Origin of the sequence: Flavobacterium sp. A45 (genome assembly GCF_002001005.1) — a bacterium.
Classification (GTDB): Bacteria; Bacteroidota; Bacteroidia; order Flavobacteriales; family Flavobacteriaceae; genus Flavobacterium.
On sequence record NZ_MUNX01000065.1, the window covers coordinates 18,101 to 38,709 of the forward strand.

The 20,609-nt window shown below is 33.4% G+C and carries 10 protein-coding genes; 9 read left to right on the forward strand and 1 reads right to left on the reverse strand.

The annotated features are described in order from the left end of the window. The first annotated feature begins 47 nt into the window (after positions 1 to 47). From B0E44_RS06155 to B0E44_RS06165, 3 genes are all read left to right on the forward strand, one after another. On the forward strand, positions 48 to 1,517 hold the full coding sequence (locus B0E44_RS06155; RefSeq protein WP_077371607.1) for an oligosaccharide flippase family protein: 1,470 nt from the start codon (positions 48 to 50) through the stop codon (positions 1,515 to 1,517). Between the two features lie 146 nt (positions 1,518 to 1,663). Continuing rightward, positions 1,664 to 3,346 carry a mechanosensitive ion channel family protein gene (locus tag B0E44_RS06160; RefSeq protein WP_254423259.1) on the forward strand — a complete coding sequence of 561 codons (1,683 nt, stop codon included), beginning with the start codon at positions 1,664 to 1,666 and terminating at the stop codon, positions 3,344 to 3,346. Between the two features lie 269 nt (positions 3,347 to 3,615). Continuing rightward, the gene (locus B0E44_RS06165) at positions 3,616 to 3,912 is read left to right on the forward strand and encodes a hypothetical protein (protein WP_077371611.1); all 297 of its coding nucleotides are present in this window, start codon (positions 3,616 to 3,618) and stop codon (positions 3,910 to 3,912) included. 257 nt (positions 3,913 to 4,169) lie between these two features. Here the strand turns inward: B0E44_RS06165 and uvrA are convergent, their stop codons facing one another. Next, complete coding sequence (uvrA, locus tag B0E44_RS06170; RefSeq protein ID WP_077371614.1) at positions 4,170 to 6,965, reverse strand: excinuclease ABC subunit UvrA; 2,796 nt, start codon at positions 6,963 to 6,965, stop codon at positions 4,170 to 4,172. A gap of 320 nt (positions 6,966 to 7,285) precedes the next feature. Between uvrA and B0E44_RS06175 the strand changes: the two genes are divergently transcribed. The 6 genes from B0E44_RS06175 to bglX all read left to right on the forward strand — a co-directional run bounded on the left by B0E44_RS06175 (position 7,286) and on the right by bglX (position 20,607). Continuing rightward, entirely contained in the window at positions 7,286 to 10,087 is a 2,802-nt protein-coding gene (locus tag B0E44_RS06175) for a triple tyrosine motif-containing protein (RefSeq protein ID WP_077371617.1), read from the forward strand. Positions 10,088 to 10,332: 245 nt separating this feature from the next. Next, positions 10,333 to 13,377: a TonB-dependent receptor gene (locus B0E44_RS06180; protein ID WP_077371620.1), complete on the forward strand. Its 3,045-nt coding sequence runs from the start codon at positions 10,333 to 10,335 to the stop codon at positions 13,375 to 13,377. Positions 13,378 to 13,387: 10 nt separating this feature from the next. Beyond that, positions 13,388 to 14,866, forward strand: coding sequence for a RagB/SusD family nutrient uptake outer membrane protein (locus B0E44_RS06185; RefSeq protein ID WP_077371623.1), 1,479 nt, complete (start codon positions 13,388 to 13,390; stop codon positions 14,864 to 14,866). 102 nt (positions 14,867 to 14,968) lie between these two features. Beyond that, positions 14,969 to 16,576 (forward strand): hypothetical protein, encoded by a 1,608-nt coding sequence (locus B0E44_RS06190; RefSeq protein WP_254423260.1) that lies wholly within the window; start codon positions 14,969 to 14,971, stop codon positions 16,574 to 16,576. 16 nt (positions 16,577 to 16,592) lie between these two features. Further along, positions 16,593 to 18,245, forward strand: a complete 1,653-nt coding sequence (locus B0E44_RS06195; protein ID WP_077371627.1) for a family 16 glycosylhydrolase — start codon at positions 16,593 to 16,595, stop codon at positions 18,243 to 18,245. Between the two features lie 73 nt (positions 18,246 to 18,318). After that, positions 18,319 to 20,607 (forward strand): beta-glucosidase BglX, encoded by a 2,289-nt coding sequence (gene bglX, locus B0E44_RS06200; protein WP_077371630.1) that lies wholly within the window; start codon positions 18,319 to 18,321, stop codon positions 20,605 to 20,607. Positions 20,608 to 20,609: the final 2 nt, after the last annotated feature.

Consider the following 20,609-nt stretch of genomic DNA (forward strand, 5'->3'; position numbering starts at 1 on the left):
GTGCTCCAACTTTAAACTTTTAAACCTTAAATTTTAAAATCTTATTAATGGGCATAGTATTAAATCAATCTTTAAAAAATACAATAATTACCTATATTGGTTTTGGAATTGGAGGAATAAGTACCCTTTTTTTATTTCCTCCCATTTTAGGTAAAACTTTTTATGGATTGTCTAATTATATTTTGTCTTGTGCTAATGTAATAATGCCTTTGTTTGCCATTGGTATGCAAAACACATTGGTTAAGTTTTATTCCCAATGTAAAACAGAGAAAGAACGAAATGAATTTTTATCTTTTACTGTATTATTTCCTATTTTGTTAATCGTTCTGATCATGTTGATCGGTTTGTTTTTTTATGATGAGATTTCTTTTTTTGTTACCAAAAAGAATCCAATAGTAAAAGATTTTATTTGGCTTATTCCTTTTATTGGAATCTGTATGGCATATTTTGAAATTTTTTATGCTTGGGCAAGAGTTCACATGCATTCTGTATTTGGTAATTTTATAAAAGAAGTGGGATTGCGATTATTTTCGTTAATAGCTCTTTTAGGGATTTATTTTAAATGGATAACAGTAGTTGATTTTATTTATTTGACTGCAGGTATTTACTTTGTTGCTTTTTTGGTAACGATGTTTTACGCATTCCGAATTAAAAAACCTGTTTTCCAATTTACTATACCTCACAATGTAAAAGGAATTTTAGAATATACATCTTATATTATTTTATCGGGCAGTGTTGCTAATTTACTTTTGGATGGAGATAAAATTATGTTGAATCAATATATGGAGATTGGAAATATTGCTTTTTATTCAGTTGCCACATATATTGCGTTGGTTATTTCTGTGCCAAGCCGTGCAATGCATCAAATTGTGTATCCGATTACTGCAAAATTGATGCACGAAAACAAACACGATCAGTTGAATGATTTGTATAAAAAAACATCCATTAATTTACAAATTGTGGGTGGATTTGTGATGCTTTGTATTTTTGTAAATATCAATCAGCTGTATGAAATGATGCCAAAAGAATATGGTGGCGGAATTATGGTTGTTTTTATGATTGGAGTTTCAAAATATTTTGATTTAATATTAGGGAATAACAATGCGATTATTTTTAATTCTAAGTATTATAGAGCCGTATTGTTTTTAGGAGTTGGATTGGTGGTTTTGACGGTGATTCTGAATATGATATTTATTCCTTTATATGGGATTATTGGTTCTGCATTTGCTACTTTATTATCCATTACCTGTTATAGTGTTGCCAAATTGCTATTTGTCGTAAAAAGGATGAATTTGTATCCATTTACAAAAGAAACATTGCATTCTATTGGAATAACTTTAGTTGTGTTTTTATTGTTTTATTTTTGGAGGTTTCCAACAAATCCAATTATTGCTATTGGTCTTAAATCAATTTTGGTAACTATTGTCTACGTATATATTAATTATAAGTTTGTTGTTTCACCAGAGATTAATCAGACTTTGGATAAAGTTCTTTTAAAAATCAAGAAGAATAAATAGTTTAAATTGTGGCTTAAATCCATAAGTTTCTCTGTTTGATATATTTAAAATTTTGTCGCTTAGTTTTTTTATATTTGTAAGTATAGTTTCTAATATTATAATAATGCTAGAAACTTTTTTATGAATTAATGGAAAACTTTTAGACTATGATGAATTCTAAAACTGCACTACTTTATTTGTTTTTTGGATGTTCAATATTGGTATTTTCACAACCGAAAAAAAGCATTGCCAACTCAGACAGCACTAAAAATGAAAGTGCTGTATCTCATCAAAATGTTCCTAGTTTAAAAGGCTTTCCTGTAACACCTTTTAGAGATACCTTGTTTTTTGTCTATAATAAAATTGGATCTTTTAATGCAGAGAATAGAGCTAATGCCATTACCAGTAGGATAGTATTACTTTATGAAGACCCTTTTTTTAAGAAAGATTCATTGAAACTAAGCAAATCTGACTTCGGTGTTGATATTGTTTACAATAGTGATTTTGTTGTCATGTCTGTTACGGATTTGGACGGGAAAACAATTGGGAGCAGTAACTTTGACTTGGCTCAAAAAAACCTTGCTATTATACAAAAGACTGTACTTTTTCAAAAAGAAAATAATGATGTTGAGAGTTGGCTAAAAAGGATAGGACTTGTACTATTGTTGATTAGCTTAATAGTTGTAATCGTATTTGCAATTAATAAATTGTTTAGATGGCTTCGTTTTTTTCTTATCAAAAGACAGGAAAGGTATTTTTCAGGATTAAAAATTAAAGAATCTTATGTTTTTTCACCAGAAAGACATTTGGAATTTGTTTTAAAGATTGTATCCTTGGCTCGGATAGTCGTTTTAATTTTTACATTTTATATTTCGTTGCCAGCAATTTTTAGTGTTTTTCCAGAAACGGAAGCCTATGCGACCACCCTTTTGAAATGGATTTTTTCTCCTGCCAAAACTGCATTGATGGGGTTTCTTGATTTCTTACCCAATTTAATTTCAATATTGGTAATCGTAACATTGTTCCGTTATCTTTTGAAAGCGATCAAGTTTTTTGTTGATGAGATTCAGAAGGGCCAAATTAAAATTGAGGGTTTTTATAGTGATTGGGCTAAGCCTACTTTTAACATCATAAAAGTTTTGATTTATGCTTTTATGATAATCATTATTTTTCCATATTTACCCGGATCCAATTCGCCAATATTTCAAGGGGTTTCTGTATTTGTTGGAGTATTATTTTCATTAGGTTCTTCCAATGCGATTGCCAATATGATAGCGGGATTGGTCATAACGTATATGCGCCCTTTTAAAATTGGTGATTTTATAAAAATTGGTGATGTTAGCGGAACTGTTATTGAGAAAACTTCATTGGTTGTTCGTGTTCGAACTCCAAAACAAGAAGATATTACGATTCCAAATGCTACTGTTTTATCAAGTTCTTCGATTAATTATTCTGCAAATACTTTCGGAAATAACAGTGGGTTATTGATACATACTACAGTTACCATTGGTTATGATTGTCCGTGGAATGATGTTCACAAAGCACTGATGGAAGCCGCTTTAAGAACCGATTTATTAGAAAAAATGCCAGAACCTTTTGTTTTGCAAACCAGTTTGGATGATTTCTATGTCGCTTATGAAATAAATGCCTATACCAAACAACCCAATCAACAGCCTCTAATTTATTCAAAATTGCATCAAAACATTCAGGATTGTTTCAATGAAGCAGGGATTGAAATTATGTCACCGCATTATAATTCGCATCGAGATGGAAATAGAACAACTATTCCAAAGCACTATCTGGATGAAGAGTATAAGCCTTCTTCATTTAGCGTAAAAGTTGAAAAATAGTTATTTTAGATAAATTGACTTGTTTTAGTATAGTTTATCTGAAAAATTTAGTAGGTTAAATATTGTTTATTTTTTATTGAAATTCAGTTCAACGAGTATTTTTGCAGTTTTGTTGGCAAGGCATTTTTAAGTGTCTAAAAATAAGGTATTTATAAAATATTTTTTTCAATATCACCAAAAGTGGGTATTGTAGAGTTCTTTTATGTGGCTTAAATTTGTGCTATTCTTAAATATTTGTCTAAATACTTATTTAAATTAATACACAGAAGATGAAAAAGCATTTTATTAATCAAGATAAATTAAATCTATTTACAAAAATTATTTCGAATAAGATTCAAAATGGATTTGTTGTTGTAGAGAGAAATGATAAATTGCCTTTTACCATTTTATATAAAGAAGGCAAAAAAATAAATCACAGTCTAAATTTTTTAGTTTGCTGTGCAACATTAGGGATGTGGTCTTTGCCTTGGTTGTATTTAACACAAGTTGCCTCCAAGGATAAGAAAGTATTGATAGCAATTGATGAGGAAGGTACAATTTTTGAAGAAAAATGTTATTTGGGTTAATCCTTTTTGTCTTAGAATCGCTAATAGATTGCCACAGATTGACTGGGACGTACTTCGTTTTTGAAAATTATAGAATTGAATTAGAAAAAAATCTGTAAATCTGTGGCAAAATATTAGATTGCTTTTAGATTTTGGATTGATTGAAAATAACAAACAATTCTTCTAAAATTAATATATAAAGGGATATTGCATGAAAAGCCACCACAAATTATTAATTGTGAGTGGCTTTTTTGTTGGATAAAAGGTTAGATGCTTTTTTATAATTTTTCTTTTAAATATTTTGCCGTAATTGATTTTTTGTTTTTTACAATTTCTTCCGGAGTTCCCACTGCAAGTAATAAACCTCCATTTTCGCCTCCTTCAGGTCCTAAGTCAATAACCCAATCAGCACATTTTATTAAATCAAGATTGTGTTCTATTACAAGTATAGAATGCCCTTTTTCGATTAAAGCATCAAAGGAAGCCATTAGTTTTTTAATGTCATGAAAATGCAATCCTGTTGTAGGTTCGTCAAAAACAAACAGTGCTTTTTCCTTGATAGTTCCTTTTACCAAAAAAGAAGCTAGTTTTATACGTTGAGCTTCCCCGCCGGAAAGTGTCGATGACGATTGTCCTAATTGTACATATCCAAGACCGACATCTTGCAGTGGTTGTAGTTTTTGGATGATTTTTGCTTGCTTGTTTTTTTCAAAGAAAATAATGGAATCATCGATGGTCATTGTTAGAATGTCGTGAATGTTTTTTCCATCAAAAGCGACTTCTAAAACTTCTTTTTTAAAACGTTTTCCATTGCAGGTTTCACAAGGCAATTGCACATCGGCCATGAAAACCATTTCGACATTTATGGATCCTTCCCCTTTGCAGGTTTCGCATCTTCCACCATCAACATTAAAAGAGAAATGCTTGGCTTGATAACCTCTTACTTTAGAAAGCTTTTCTTTGGCATATAATTCTCGAATGTCATCATAGGCTTTGATATAAGTTACTGGATTGGAACGTGAACTTCTACCAATAGGATTTTGATCTACGTATTCAATGTGTTTTATTTGAGAAAAAGAACCAGAAAGCTCACTAAATTGCCCCGCTTTTTCTCCAGCATTATCCAATTTTTTCTGCATGGCTGGAAAAAGAATTTTTTTGACAAGTGTACTTTTTCCGCTACCTGATACTCCTGTAATTACTGTTAGGACATCAAGTGGAAAAGTGACGTCAATATTTTGCAGATTGTTTTCTCTTGCGCCTTTTATTTCAATGAAGTTTTTAAAAGGTCTTCTCTTTTTTGGAACTGTTATTTCAAGGTCACCGTTCAAATATTTAGCGGTTAAAGAACTTGATTTGAGGATTTCGTCATAAGTGCCTTGAGCCACTAAATTTCCTCCCAACGTTCCTGCTTCTGGACCTATATCGATAATCATATCAGCGGCTTTCATAATGTCTTCATCATGCTCCACTACGATTACGGTATTACCAAGGTCACGTAATGACAATAAAACTTTAATCAGGCGTTCTGTGTCTTTTGGGTGTAAACCAATACTAGGCTCATCCAGAATGTACATAGAACCCACAAGGCTACTGCCTAATGAAGTTGCCAAATTAATACGTTGGGATTCTCCTCCGGAAAGAGTTGATGAATTTCTGTTTAGGGTCAAATAATTCAATCCTACTTCAGTTAAAAATGATAATCGATTATTGATTTCGATTAATAATCGTTTGGCAATTTGTTTTTCATATTCATCTAAATCAATGTTATTGAAAAACTCGACCAAATGTTTAATAGGTAAATCCACTAAATCAGAAACGGTTTTACCATTTATTTTTACATATGAAGCTTCAATTCTCAAACGTTTTCCTCTACAAACATGGCATTTGGTTTTACCTCTATAACGTGAAAGCATCACTCTGTTTTGAATCTTATAATTTTTCTCTTCGAGTTCTTTGAAAAAGTCATTCAGTCCTTGAAAATACTTATTTCCAGTCCAAATCAAGTCTTTTTGTTCTTCAGTAAGTTGGAAGAACGGTTTGTGGATAGGAAAATCAAATTTATAGGCATGGTTTACCAACTCGTCTCGAAACCAGCCCATGCTTTCGCCACGCCAAGGAAATATGGCATTTTCAAAAACAGAAAGTGAAGTGTTTGGAACTACCAATTCAGCATCAATACCTATGATGTTTCCGTAGCCTTCACAAACAGGACAAGCGCCATATGGATTGTTGAAACTGAATAAATGAACATTGGGTTCTAGAAAAGTAATGCTATCCAATTCAAAATTATTGGAAAATGAAAATCTTTTATCCGAATTTAATTCCTGTAAATAGCAAATTCCTTTTCCTTCAAAAAAAGCTGTTTGCACAGCATCCGATAGTCGATTGTAGAATTCTTCTTCATCTTTGACGACAATTCTGTCAATTATCAGTAAAATATCTTTATGGTCTAAAGTGTGTTGTTCCGCAGGGGTGAAATCATCTAGACGAATCATTTCATTATTAACCAAAATCCTTGCAAATCCTTGCTGTAATAAGACTTTTAGTTTGTCTTCCAATTGTCTTCCTTCTTCAAGATGAATAGGGGCGAGGAGTAGCCATTTGCTGTCTAGGTCAAATTTTTTAACTTCGGTAACTACATCGGTAACGGTGTTTTTTTTAACTTCTTGTCCCGAAATAGGAGAATAAGTTCTTCCAATTCGGGCAAATAATAATTTGATATAATCGTATATTTCGGTTGAGGTGCCTACTGTAGAACGAGCATTGGTAGTGTTAACTTTTTGCTCTATGGCAATGGCAGGAGCAATTCCTTTAATGTATTCTACTTTTGGCTTATCCAATCTTCCCAAGAATTGTCTGGCATAGGAAGATAAACTTTCCACATAACGGCGCTGTCCTTCGGCATACAAAGTATCGAAAGCCAAACTTGATTTCCCTGAGCCGGAAAGCCCTGTGATAACGACAAGTTTATTTCTGGGAATGGCAACATCTACATTTTTTAAATTATGTACCTGTGCACCTTTTATGATAATGTTTTTCTTCGGGTCGAGTGTGGAAATATCAATTGACATACTAAAAATGAATTTTCACAAAAGTACTCAATTTTGATGTGAGATTGCCTAAAGAATTATATTCAAAAATTGGTTTTTTAGTCTATTTTTGTTTTGTGATTTGTATTTGATAATAATCTAGTTAGTGCCAAATTATTATTTTTTATTAAACAATAAAAACGCTATAATGTCGTATTTTTAAATTGTATAAAAGTTAGCAATCATTTGATTTTTAATTGGTTTGTTTTATAATTAGCCTTTTAACTTTACGATTTTAAAACTTTCGACTTACTTATGTATCCTTTTTTATTAGTTCCTCTAATCTAAATACCACATTTCATTTGAAAACAAAATTTACTTTCCTGTTACTTTTTATAGCCAATGTAGTTTTTTCGCAAGAGCTACCTCCAATTATTAAGTATCCGCCAAATTTATATAGTGCTGGAAATCAAAATTGGATGATTGCACAATCTCAAGACCATTTTATTTTTTCAGCAAATAATGATGGACTCCTAGAATTCAATGGCTCAAATTGGCAATTGTATCCTTCGCCAAATGAAACCATTATTCGATCCGTAAAAGTAATTAATGATCGCATTTATACGGGTTGTTATATGGAGTTTGGTTTTTGGGCACGGCAATCCAATGGCCGATTGAAGTACACTTCACTTAGTAAAACCATAAAAAACAAGATTCTGAATGATGAGGAGTTTTGGAATGTTTTGAATTACGACCAATGGGTGATTTTTCAATCTTTGAATCGTATATATATTTATAATACAAAATCAAATGAATTCAAGATAATCGTACCTAGGAGTATTATCACTAAATCGTATAGTACCAAATCGTCTATTTATTTTCAAACTGTAAATGAAGGACTGTTTGAATTACAAAGTGGGAAGGCACATTTGGTTTCAAGTAATCCAATTTTGAAAAATAATAGAATTATTAATGTTTTTGCCATAAATGAAGGACTGCTCATTCAAACTCAATTGAATGGATTCTACAAATTAGTAGGTTCGACGGTGTCAAAATTTGTTACTGAAGCCGATTCTCAAATAGAAACGAGTAGTGTTTACAGTAGTTTAATACTTTCGGATGGAAGTTATGCTGTTGGAACGGTTTCCAATGGTGTTTTTATTTTGAACAAAGAAGGTAAATTGAAACACCATATTTCTCAAAGTAAAGGTTTGAGCAATAATACGGCTTTATCTTTATTTGAAGATGTGGACAATAATCTTTGGGTGGGACTCGATAATGGTATTAATTGTATCAATTTACAGTCGCCAATTAAAAGTTTTACTGATGACACAGGGGCTTTGGGAACAGTCTATACTTCTAAATTGTACAATGGAAAATTGTATGTAGGAACTAATCAAGGGCTTTTTTACAAAAACTATAATACCGAAGGGGATTTTAAGTTTATTGTTGGTACCAAAGGACAGGTTTGGTCTTTGTTTGAATATCAAGGCACCTTGTTTTGTGGTCACGATTCGGGAACTTTTGTTATAGAAAATGCATTCGCTAAAAGTATTTTTTTGCAGTCTGGAACCTGGAAATTTGAAAGAGTTCCTTATCAAGAAAACCTTTTGTTGCAAGGGAATTATTATGGTGTGTCAGTATTGGAAAAAGTGAACAATCAATGGGTTTTTAAAAATAAAATAAAAGGATTTGATTATTCTTCTCGGTATTTTGCAGTCACGAATGACTTGGATGTTTATGTAAGTCATGAAAATCAAGGAGTTTTTAGATTTCAAGTGGATAGCAAATTGCGAAAAGCGAGTCCGTTTAGTGCTTATTCTTCTCCAAAAAAAGGAAAAAATGCTAGTTTAATACAATTCAATAACTCGATTTATTATGCATACAAAGAAGGAATCTTTAAATTAAATCCTAAAACAAAAGAATTTGAGAAGGATAATTTACTGAGCTCTGTTTTTGAAAAAGACGAATATACATCAGGAAAATTGATTGTAGACAATTCCAATAAGTTTTGGTTGTTTTCTAAAAATTACATTCATTATTTTTCGTTGAGCAAATTGAGCAATCAGCTTAAGAAAAATGTAATTCCAATTCCTGCTTCGTTGACCAATTCGATGCTCGGTTTTGAAAATATCACTCAAATATCCAATTCGGAGTATCTTATAGGAACTACAGATGGTTTTTATACAATGAATATAAATGATTTGAGTTTTAAAAGTTATATAGTTTCAATAACTAATGTTGCTGCCAATAAATTAAATGAGGGAGCCGTAAATAGTGCAATAAATGAAGAAGGTTTTTTAGAATACGATGAGAATAACATCACTTTTGGTTATACGGTTCCTGAGTATAACAAATACATCAACGCTGAGTATCAATATTCTTTAGAGGGTTTTCAAGAGGATTGGAGCGATTGGAGTTCTAAGACAGCTGTCAGTTTTAAAAATCTTCCTCCTGGGGATTATAAGTTTAAAGTGAGGGCTAAGTTTGCAAATGCTACATTGCAAAATACTGCTGTTTATGGGTTTACGGTTTTGAAGCCTTGGTACAATACTAATTTAGCCATTTTTATATATTTCATTTCATTTCTGATTCTGGCACATTTTATAAACAAAGCCTATTTGAATTATTATAGAAAACAAAGAGAAAAACTAATTGAGGAAAATAATTTATTGTTAGAAATACAAGAGCTGGAAAATGAGCAACAGTTAATGAAATTGAGAAACGAGCAACTTTCGCAAGATGTGGATTCCAAAAACAGAGAGTTGGCAGTTTCGACTATGAGTTTGAACAGCAAGAATGAATTATTAGCTTTCATAAAAGAAGATTTGAAAAAAACATCCGAAAATGGAACAAGTAATGTCAAATCGGTAATCAGCACGATTAATAAAAATATTACTGAAGAAGATTCCTGGAGCGTTTTTAAAGAAGCTTTTGATAATGCAGATAAAGACTTTTTGAAACGGATAAAACAATTGCATCCTACCTTAACTCCAAACGATTTGCGACTCTGTGCTTATCTTAGATTGAATCTTTCTTCCAAGGAAGTAGCTCCCTTGTTTAATATATCAGTACGAAGTGTGGAGATCAAAAGATATCGTTTGCGTAAAAAAATGGAATTGTTGCATGATCAAGGGCTTGTAGAGTATATCATGGAGGTATAGGTCAATTGGGATTTTCATAAAATCACCTATACATTACCACAACATTAACGTGATAGTTGTGGTTTTTTTATGGTTCTGTCTCAAAATAGTTTTTTTTAAATTCGTTATAGTCGTTGAGTTTTTATGAGATATTGATAAAAAAAAGAGTTTTTTTTTGAATTGTATGTTTTTTGTTGAGGTTAATTTTATTAATTCATTTGGTATTCTTGATAATTTTGAAACTCACTAACTTAAACATACTAATTATGAAGTCAAATCATTTATTAATAATCTTTTTGCTTTTTTCAGCTTTTGGTTTTGCCCAAAAGAAGGATATAGCAGGAACAGTAAAAGAACGAAGTACAGGTTTACCTCTTTATGGAGTTAACATCTTGGACAAGAATACTGGAAACACATTCTCTACCGATTTTGATGGTAAGTTTTTGCTAAAAGGAATCGCAACAGAGGCTACTTTAGTTTTTACCTATGTAGGTTTTAAATCGAGGGAATATAAATTAACTGCTGCCGATTCAAACATTACGATTCTATTAGAAGATGAAGCAAAAACACTTAATGAGGTTGTTGTAATTGGATACGGAAGTGTAAAAAAGAAAAATGTAACGGGAGCTGTAAGTGTGGTGAGTAGTAAAACCATCGAAGAATTAAAGCCTGTTAAAATTGAACAAGCCTTACAAGGAACTGTTGCGGGTGTAAATGTAACTACAGTAGGTGGAGCACCAGGAGCCGATATTAGTGTTCGTATTCGTGGTATTTCTACAAATGGAGAGAACAAACCAATTGCAATTATTGATGGGTATCAAGGAGATTTAAGTACACTAAATCCAAGTGATATTGAATCTTTGACCGTTTTAAAAGATGCTCAGGCTGCAATATATGGAACTATTGGAGCTAATGGTATCATACTTGTAACTACAAAAACAGGTAAAAGAAATTCTAAAGCTAAAATTTCATTTAATACTCAAACAGGTATTCAAGAAGCAAGTAGAATATTACCAACTTTGAGTGCAACTGAATATGCATTAATGTTAAATGAAAGTTATGCAAATGGTGGAAATTCTTTGCCTTTTCCAAATGTTTCTGGATTGGGAAAAGGTACTAATTGGCAAAAAGAAATTCTTAACCAAGCTCCAATCATTTCTTATGATTTGTCAATCTCTGGTGGGTCTGAAAATATATCCTATGCTGTAAGTGCATCTCATTTAGATCAAGAAGGTATTATTGGTGGAGACAAATCTGGTTTTGAAAGAAACACAGGAAGAATAGCTTTAAGCGCTGATGTATCTGATAAATTAAAAATGAAAACAAATATTATTTATACGTTACAATCAAGAAAAACTATAAATGATAACGGGTTAGGATCTGTTTTATTCAATGCATTAAACGTTCCGTCTACTCTTGCTCCTTATGATGCAAACGGTAATTATACTTTAGTACCAAGTACTCCAGGTTTAGGAATAGAGATTATCAATCCATTGGCTCAAATTGAAAATACATATAATGATTATGAGTTAAAAAAAATAAATGGAAACATTGGGTTGGATTATAAACTTACCGATTCTTTTGTTTTGTCAGGAACTTTAGGGTATAATTCTCAAAGTGGTCAATCAAAAACCTTTGCAAAACAAATTTCTTATGGCGGTAAAGTTTTTGATGTAAATAGAAGTTCAGTTACACAAGGAGCACAGTTTGATAATAACTATTCTGTTGATGTTTATGGAACCTATACTAAGAAAATTGGTGAACATAATGTAGTAGGTGTTTTAGGAACTACTGTATTCAAAGAATATGGAAATGGATTGTATGCTACAGGTTTTGATGTTCCTTACAATTCATGGGACTATGCAGATATTAGTTTGGCAGTAGGTTTACCTACAGTTGCTCCAAACTCTTCTTATGTGTATGACGAAAGAAGATTGTCCTATTTTGCAAGAGCGCAATATGATTTCAAAGGAAAATACCTTTTATCAGCTATGTTAAGACGTGATTCTTCTACCAAGTTTGGACCAAACAATAGAATTGGTTATTTTCCGTCATTAACTGCAGGTTGGGTTATTTCAGATGAAAGTTTCTTCGGAGGTAATGAAGGTACTGTGAATTTCTTGAAATTAAGAGGAAGTTATGGTGTTCTTGGTAACGATCAAATTCCTAACAACGGATATGTTTCTCAATTAAATGGAGAAGCGACTTATATTTTCAATAATGCGATAACACAAGGATTAGCTACAGGTCAAATACCAAACCCTGATTTGAAATGGGAAGAAGCACAAAAATTTGACGTTGGTGTTGATTTGAAAATGTTCAATAACAAAGTAAATATTGTTGCTGATTATTTTATTGATACTAGAGCTGATTTATTAATACCAAGTATTCCCGTTTCTGGAATTTTAGGAACTGCTGCTCCTGGAGCTAGTGCACCAACAATTAATGCAGGTTCTGTTAGAAATTCAGGTATTGAGTTTGCTATTGATTACAAAACTACTTTTTCTAATGAACTTACAATGAGTTTAGGGTATAATGTGACTTTCTTGCAAAATGAAGTTACAGAAGTAAACAATGGAACTGGTTTTATAGAAGGAGGTTCATTTGGTGTAGGACAACCAGCCCCAAGTAGAATGCAAGTTGGCAAACCTTTAGGTTATTTCTATGGATATAAAACTAACGGAATTTTCCAGAATCAAGCTGAAGTTGATGCAGCTCCGTCTCAAATAGCATTGGGTGCTGAAGCACAAGCAGGTGATATTCGTTATGTAGATATGAATAATGATGGTGTAATTAATACTTCAGATAGAACTGATATTGGTAGCCCAATTGCAGCTTCAACAATGGGATTCAATATGCAGTTTGGTTACAAAAATTTCGATTTTGTTACCTATTTATTTGCTTCTAATGGAAACGATATGGTACGTAATTATGAAAGATCACTTACTGATGTAAATCGTTTGGATTACGTTTTAGACAGATGGACGGGAGAAGGAACAAGTAATTCGGCACCAAGAGTAACAACTAGTGCAACTTCAAATAATGTTTTCTCTGATTATTTTGTAGAGGATGCCTCTTTCTTACGTATTCAAAATATTCAATTGGGTTATAGCATAAATCCAAATCATTTAACAAAAGCAGGTATTACTAAGTTTAGAGTGTATATGGGAGTAAACAATTTATACACTTTTACAGAATACAAAGGATATGATCCTGGTGCTTCAAGCGGTGCTCCAATTGGTGCTGGAATTGATTATGGTTTTTATCCAATTCCTAGAACGTATTTAATGGGCTTAAACATTAATTTTTAATTTGTAAAAAATGAAAAAGTATATATTTATTACAGTTACTTGTATAACGCTTTTCTCTACAGTTTTTATTTCGTGTAACGATGAATTTGTAGAACGCGATATAAAATATTCTATAGATTCTGAGAATTTCTTTAATTCTAAAAGTGATTATGACAAAGCTTTAATTGCTACTTATGATTTGCTACAATCAACTTACATCAATGTTCTGATGGGAGAAATTGCTTCAGATAATACTCTTGCAGGAGGTGAAAGTCCTACTGATGTGATTGGATTTCAGCAAATTGATGACATGACGCATACGCCAGTTAATGACAACTTGAAAAATCTTTGGGATTGGATGTTTGCAGGAGTGCAAAGAGCCAATTACATTTTAGAATTTAAAGATAAAACGGATTTTGAAGGTAAAGCTCAAATAATTGCAGAAGCTCGTTTTCTTAGAGCTTACTACCATTTTGAATTGGTAAAATGGTTTGGAGGAATTCCTATGAATGGAGACAAACGATTTACAACTGGGGATGAGACTTCGGTAAAACGTTCTTCAGTTCAAGAAGTATTCGCATCTATTGAAGCCGATTTGATTTATGCTTCACAAAATTTAGCACCTACAGCTAGCGAAACTGGTAGAGCAACTCAAGGAGCGGCTCTTGCATTATTAGGTAAAGCTTATTTATTTCAAAATAAATATTCACAAGCTGCTGCTGCCTTAGAACAGGTAATTGTTTCTTCAAAATATTCTTTAGTCTCTGATTATGCTTCTCAGTTTGAAATGGAAGGCGAAAACGGTAAAGAATCCATTTTTGAAGTACAATATACTGATGTTGAAGGTGCAGGATTTGGATGTTTACAATGTAGCGAAGGAAATGTTGCTGTTGGATTCAGCGGCGTTAGAAATTATACTGGGCCTAAATACACTTCTGGATTTAGTTTTAATATACCAACCAAAGAGACATACAATGCTTTTGAAGTGGGTGATTCTAGATTAAATGCTTCATTACTTGATATTGCTGCATGGGCAGCTGCTAATAACGCAACTTTTGGTAAAGGAAATGAGGACACAGGTTATTTTAATCAAAAATACTTGCCAAGAGTAAGAACTACTAATGCTGCAGGGGATTTAAATTTAACCAATCCAAATAACTACAGAGCCATTCGTTATGCCGATGTATTGTTAATGGCTGCCGAAGCTTTAAATAGAGGCGCTATAAATGATACCAAAGCTCAAGGGTATTTAAATCAAGTAAGAGATCGTGCTTTTGGTGATGCCAATCACAGAATCACATCAGTAGGTGCAGCTTTGACAGATGCAATTTTAAAAGAAAGACGTTTAGAATTTGTTGGAGAAGGTTTCCGTTTCTTCGATTTGGTTCGTACAGGTAAAGCTGCAAATGCTATTACTGGATTTGTCGTAGGAAAACATGAATTATTCCCAATTCCGCTTCAAGAAATTCAATTCTCTAATGGGAATTGGAATCAAAATCCAGGGTACTAAAAACTATTATTATGAAAGGAGCATATCCTGTAATTGGTCGTAAATACCAAATAGTATATGCGAATTACATTTGACCGAAGAACAAACATTAATTATCGACAAATGAAAAAAATACAATATATTATAAGTCTTTTTGTTCTGGCAATCATGATTGGTTGTGCAGAAGACAGCAGCTCAGTTGATATAGATTCAATTGCAGCTCCAACAAATATTTCTGCTTTGACGACTGTTACGCAGGATAATACCGGGAAAGTAACATTCTTACCAAAAGGGGATGGTGTTTCTCGATATGAAATTTACTATGGAGACGGTACCGTTGAACCAGGATATGTAAATCCAGGAGCGACAGTTGACCACGTTTATAAAGAAGGGGTGTATCAAGCTAAAATTGTAGGTACTACTCTAAACGGTAAACGTACCGAAGTGATTCAAGAAGTAGTAGTTTCATTTAAAGCACCCGAAAATTTAGTAGTAACAATTACTAATGATTTGACCGTTTCAAATAAAGTAACTGTAACTGCCAAAGCCGATTATGCATTGTTCTATGATGTGTATTTTGGTGAAGCTGGAAAACCAGATCCAATTTCGGCAAACATAGGAGAATCTGTTTCATATACCTATCAAGCTTCTGGCGTTTATACTATTCGTGTAGTAGCCAAAAGTGCTGCAATTAAAACAACTGAAAAATCTCAAGATGTTACTGCAACCGCTGTTAACAAACCAGCTACTTCAGCATCAACACCACCAAATAGACAAGCTGCCGATGTAATCTCTATTTATAGTTCCAAATATACTGATGTAGCGGGTACAAATTATTTCCCAGATTGGGGACAAGGTGGTCAAGGTAGTAGTTGGGCCGAATTTGATTTGAATGGGGACAAAATGTTGAATTACATTAACTTGAGTTATCAAGGAATACAATTTGGTTCTGCTGTTGATGTTTCGGGAATGGAATTTATTCACATGGATGTTTGGACGGCCGATGTTCAAAAATTAGAAACTTCTTTAATAAGTTTAACAAATGGTGAAAAACCTGTTGTGAAAGATCTTGTAGCAGGACAATGGAATGCTGTCGAAATTCCAATTTCGGCATTTACCAGTCAAGGATTAACTGTGGCAGATATTCATCAATTGAAGTTTGTTGGTACACCTTGGGCTAAAGGGTCTGTGTTTATTGATAATATTTATTTTTATAAACAAGCTGCGACTAGTTCAGGACCTTCTGCAGCGCCTACACCTACAGTAGCAGCTTCAAAAGTGATTTCGATGTTTAGTAATGCTTATACAAATGTTGCTGTTGATACTTGGAGAACTTCATGGTCTAATGCTACTCTTGAAGAAGTTGTACTAGGAGGAAATGATGCCAAAAAGTACATCAATTTGGATTTTGTTGGTATCGAAGCGACTACAACACCTATTGATGCTACCGCAATGACACATTTTCACACCGATGTTTATTCTTCAGATTTTACCACTTTCAAAGTAAAATTGGTTGATTTTGGAGCAGATGGAAAATTTGCAGGTGGCGATGACAAAGAGCATGAAATTACAGTTAATGCACCAGCTCAAAATACATGGGTAAGTCTTGATATTCCTTTGAGTGATTTTACAGGTTTAACTACAAGAGCTCATATTGCACAACTTATTTATGTAGGAGCTCCATCAGGAAGTAATACAGTATATATCGATAATGTATATTTTCATAACTAATTAAAATAAAAGGAAAATGAAAAAAATAATTTTAAATATAATAGCCATTTTTAGTGCACTACTAATGGTGAATTGCCAAGAAGATAATTACTCTTTTGGCGCATTAGACGCTCCATCAAATCTCAAAGTTACTGTTGAGGTTGTTGGAAAAACCGGCCAAGCTCCAGATGGAGACGGTTCTGGTAAAGTAAAGTTTACGACCACTGCAGATAATGCCATTTCATACAAATACATTTATGGAGATGGCATTACCGAAACAGCTCCTGGCGGAATAGCTGAACATGCTTTTACTACAGTTGGGGTAAATACCTATACGGTTACCATTGTGGCTTCTGGTAAAGGAGGTATTATTTCTAATACTACTGTTGATGTGACTGTTTTGAGTAATTTTAGCGATGACGAATCTACTATGTTACTTACAGGAGGAACTGCTACTGGAAAAAAATGGTATTTGGCAGCTAATGAAAAAGGACATTTAGGTGTTGGTCCTAATAGTAGCGATATTACTCAAAATTATTTCCCAAATTGGTATCAAGCAGCTCCGTTTGAAAAAGCAGCTACTTGTTTCTATGATGGTGATTATACCTTTGCATTGGTAAATGGAAAAATTGAGTACAAACAGGATAATAAAGGGAATACTTTTTTCCAAAATTCATACAAAAGTGTAGGTGGAGGAACCAATGGTGGAGATGATGCTTGTTTTCCATACAGTACTGCGGGAACTAAAATTGTAGCTTTAGCACCTTCAACTTCTGTGGTTTCCAAAAATCCTGAAGCAGCCAAACAAACTACAGGTACTGTTATGAATTTCTCTGATGGTGGTTTTATGGGGTATTATGCTGGAGCTACTCAATATGAAATTCTTTCTATTACCGAAAACCGTATGCAAGTACGCTTTGTACAAGCAAACAACCCCGATTTGGCTTGGTATCAAATTTTTACTACATCGCCTCCAGCAGCTGCAGACGATACTGTATATACTAACCTTGTTTGGTCTGACGAGTTCAATACCGATGGTGCACCAGATCCTGCAAAATGGACTTACGACTTAGGAACAGGCTCAAATGGATGGGGAAATAACGAAGCTCAAAACTATACTAATGCAGCTAAAAACGTAAAAGTTGAAGGTGGAAACCTTATCATTACTGCAATTAAAGAAGCTTCTGGCGGAAAAGAATATTCTTCGGCTCGTATCAAAACTCAAGGATTATATGATTTTAAATATGGTACAATCGAAATGAAAGCCAAAATGCCTAAAGGTGCTGGAACATGGCCTGCTTTTTGGTCACTTGGCGCTTCGGCTGGAACTTGGCCAGAAATTGGAGAAATCGATTTTATGGAGTTTGTTGGATCAAAACCTACTCAAACACAATCAGCTTTACATTATCCTAATAATTCAGGAGGTAATGCACAGGTTAAAACGACTGTAATTGCAAATGCCGATACCGAATATCATATATACAAAACCATTTGGTCTCCAAAAACCATTCGTTTTTATTTAGACGGAGCATTATATTTCACTTTTGATAACTCAGATACAAATTTACCGTTTCACAAAAATTTCTTTATGATCTTAAATGTGGCAATGGGTGGAAATCTTGGAGGGGCAATTGACCCGGCATTTACTCAGTCGTCTATGACGGTTGACTATGTAAAAGTGTATCAATAAGTTTTTGAATTAGTAATTGGGAATAAGAAGATTGGATGTTATTCAATCTTCTTATTTTTTTAAATTGTAAGTTATGATACAAATAATTAGAAAATCCTATTTGTTTTTAGCTGTTGGATTCTTAGTGGTTGGGGCTGTTCAAGCTCAAGTAAATTCTAAAAACGCCATTTCTTTGGATAAAAAAGTAGAAACACTTTTGAAGAAAATGACACTTGAAGAAAAAGTAGGACAGCTTAACCAATACAATGGTTTTTGGGATGTAACGGGTCCTACTCCAAAAGAAGGATTGGCAGCCAAGAAATATGAAGATCTCAAAAAAGGATTAGTAGGCTCTATGCTGAATGTAAAAGGAGTAAAAGACGTAAGAGCTTTACAAAAAATAGCGGTAGAACAAACCCGATTGGGAATTCCACTTCTTTTTGGTTTTGATGTCATTCATGGATATAAAACCATTAGCCCAATACCGCTTGCTGAATCGGCTAGTTGGGATTTGGATGCTATTCGAAAATCTGCTGAGATGGCTGCTGATGAAGCTTCATCAGTAGGGATAAACTGGACGTTTGCCCCTATGGTAGATGTGTCCCGTGATGCGCGTTGGGGACGTGTGATGGAAGGTGCAGGGGAAGATACTTATTTAGGAAGCCGAATTGCCGAAGCCCGTGTCAAAGGCTTTCAGGGTGATTTAAGTTCAAATAAAAATATTTTGGCTTGTGCCAAACATTTTGCAGGGTATGCTTTTGCCGAATCGGGTAGAGATTACAATACAGTAGATGTGGGAGAATCCACATTGCAGAATGTTATTTTACCTCCTTTTAAAGCTGCTTTGGATGCTGGAGTTCGAACATTTATGAATTCCTTTAATGAACTCGACGGAATTCCCGCTACTGGAAATACCTATTTGCAAAGACAAATTCTGAAAGGTGATTGGAAATTTAAAGGCTTTGTAGTTTCAGATTGGGGTTCTATTCAAGAAATGAAAGCACATGGATATGCTAAAAATGATAAGCATGCAGCTGAATTAGCTATAAATGCAGGTTCGGATATGGATATGGAATCCAGCGCTTATGTAGATTATTTAGCTCAATTGGTTAGAGAAGGAAAAGTAAAAGAAACTACTGTTGATGATGCAGTTCGAAGAATATTAAGAGTTAAATTTGAATTGGGTTTATTCGAAAACCCATATAAATACTGTGATGAAGCAAGAGAGTTGGCTACTGTTGGAAAACCAGAATTCCAAAAGGAAGTTTTGGATATGGCCAAAAAATCGATTGTGTTGTTGAAAAACAGTAATGAGTTATTGCCCTTAAAAAAGTCGGGGCAAAAATTAGCTTTGATAGGTGCGTTGGCAAATGATAAAACAAGTCCGCTTGGGAGTTGGAGAATTGCTGCCGATGATAATACTGCAGTTTCAGTTTTAGAAGGATTACAAGCCTATAAAAACAATCAGTTGACGTATGCTAAAGGTGCTGATGTTGTTTTGGGATCGCCAAAATTTATATTCGAAACCAAAATAAATACAACCGATAAATCTGGGTTTGAGGAAGCTTTGACTGTCGCCAAAAATGCAGATGTTGTTATAATGGTTTTAGGAGAATATGGTTTGCAATCCGGTGAGGGTAGAAGCAGAACTGATTTGGGGTTACCAGGTGTTCAACAAGAATTGTTAGAAGCTGTATATAAAGTGAATCCTAATATTGTTTTGGTTTTGAATAATGGACGTCCTTTAGTAATTCCTTGGGCCGAAGAGCATATTCCTGCTATTGTGGAGGCTTGGCAATTAGGAACCCAAAGTGGGAACGCTATTGCTCAAGTGCTCTATGGAGATTATAATCCAAGCGGAAAGTTACCTATGACTTTTCCTCGAAACGTAGCTCAGATACCTATTTATTACAATCATAAAAATACTGGAAGACCAGTGATGAATGAACCTGAAAGTGTTTTTTGGTCACATTATATTGACGAGAAAAATACACCTTTGTACCCTTTTGGTTTTGGTTTGAGTTATTCAAAATTTGAGTATTCAGATTTGAAATTATCATCTCAATCTTTTTCAAAAAATGGTAAAATTGAAGTTTCAGTTTCAGTAAAAAACACAAGTAAAGTAGTTGGAAAAGAAGTAGTTCAATTGTATATCAGAGATTTAATTGGAAGTGTTACTCGACCTGTTTTGGAATTGAAAGGGTTTGAAATGATTGAATTACAACCAGATGAAGTTAAGAAGGTCACTTTTGTTATTAATGAAAAAACGATCGAGTTTTTTACAGCCAATTCTAAATGGGAAGCCGAAGCTGGAGATTTTAAAGTATTTGTAGGAGGGAATTCTGTAGAGACATTAAAAGGCGATTTTCAATTTGTAAAATAAAA

Coding starts and splice junctions, on each gene's coding strand:
- B0E44_RS06195 (WP_077371627.1), top strand. CDS start 16,593: ATGAAAAAAATAATTTTAAATATAATAGCCATTTTTAGTGCACTACTA.
- B0E44_RS06180 (WP_077371620.1), top strand. CDS start 10,333: ATGAAGTCAAATCATTTATTAATAATCTTTTTGCTTTTTTCAGCTTTT.
- bglX (WP_077371630.1), top strand. CDS start 18,319: ATGATACAAATAATTAGAAAATCCTATTTGTTTTTAGCTGTTGGATTC.
- uvrA (WP_077371614.1), bottom strand. CDS start 6,965: ATGTCAATTGATATTTCCACACTCGACCCGAAGAAAAACATTATCATA.
- B0E44_RS06185 (WP_077371623.1), top strand. CDS start 13,388: ATGAAAAAGTATATATTTATTACAGTTACTTGTATAACGCTTTTCTCT.
- B0E44_RS06160 (WP_254423259.1), top strand. CDS start 1,664: ATGATGAATTCTAAAACTGCACTACTTTATTTGTTTTTTGGATGTTCA.
- B0E44_RS06165 (WP_077371611.1), top strand. CDS start 3,616: ATGAAAAAGCATTTTATTAATCAAGATAAATTAAATCTATTTACAAAA.
- B0E44_RS06190 (WP_254423260.1), top strand. CDS start 14,969: ATGAAAAAAATACAATATATTATAAGTCTTTTTGTTCTGGCAATCATG.
- B0E44_RS06155 (WP_077371607.1), top strand. CDS start 48: ATGGGCATAGTATTAAATCAATCTTTAAAAAATACAATAATTACCTAT.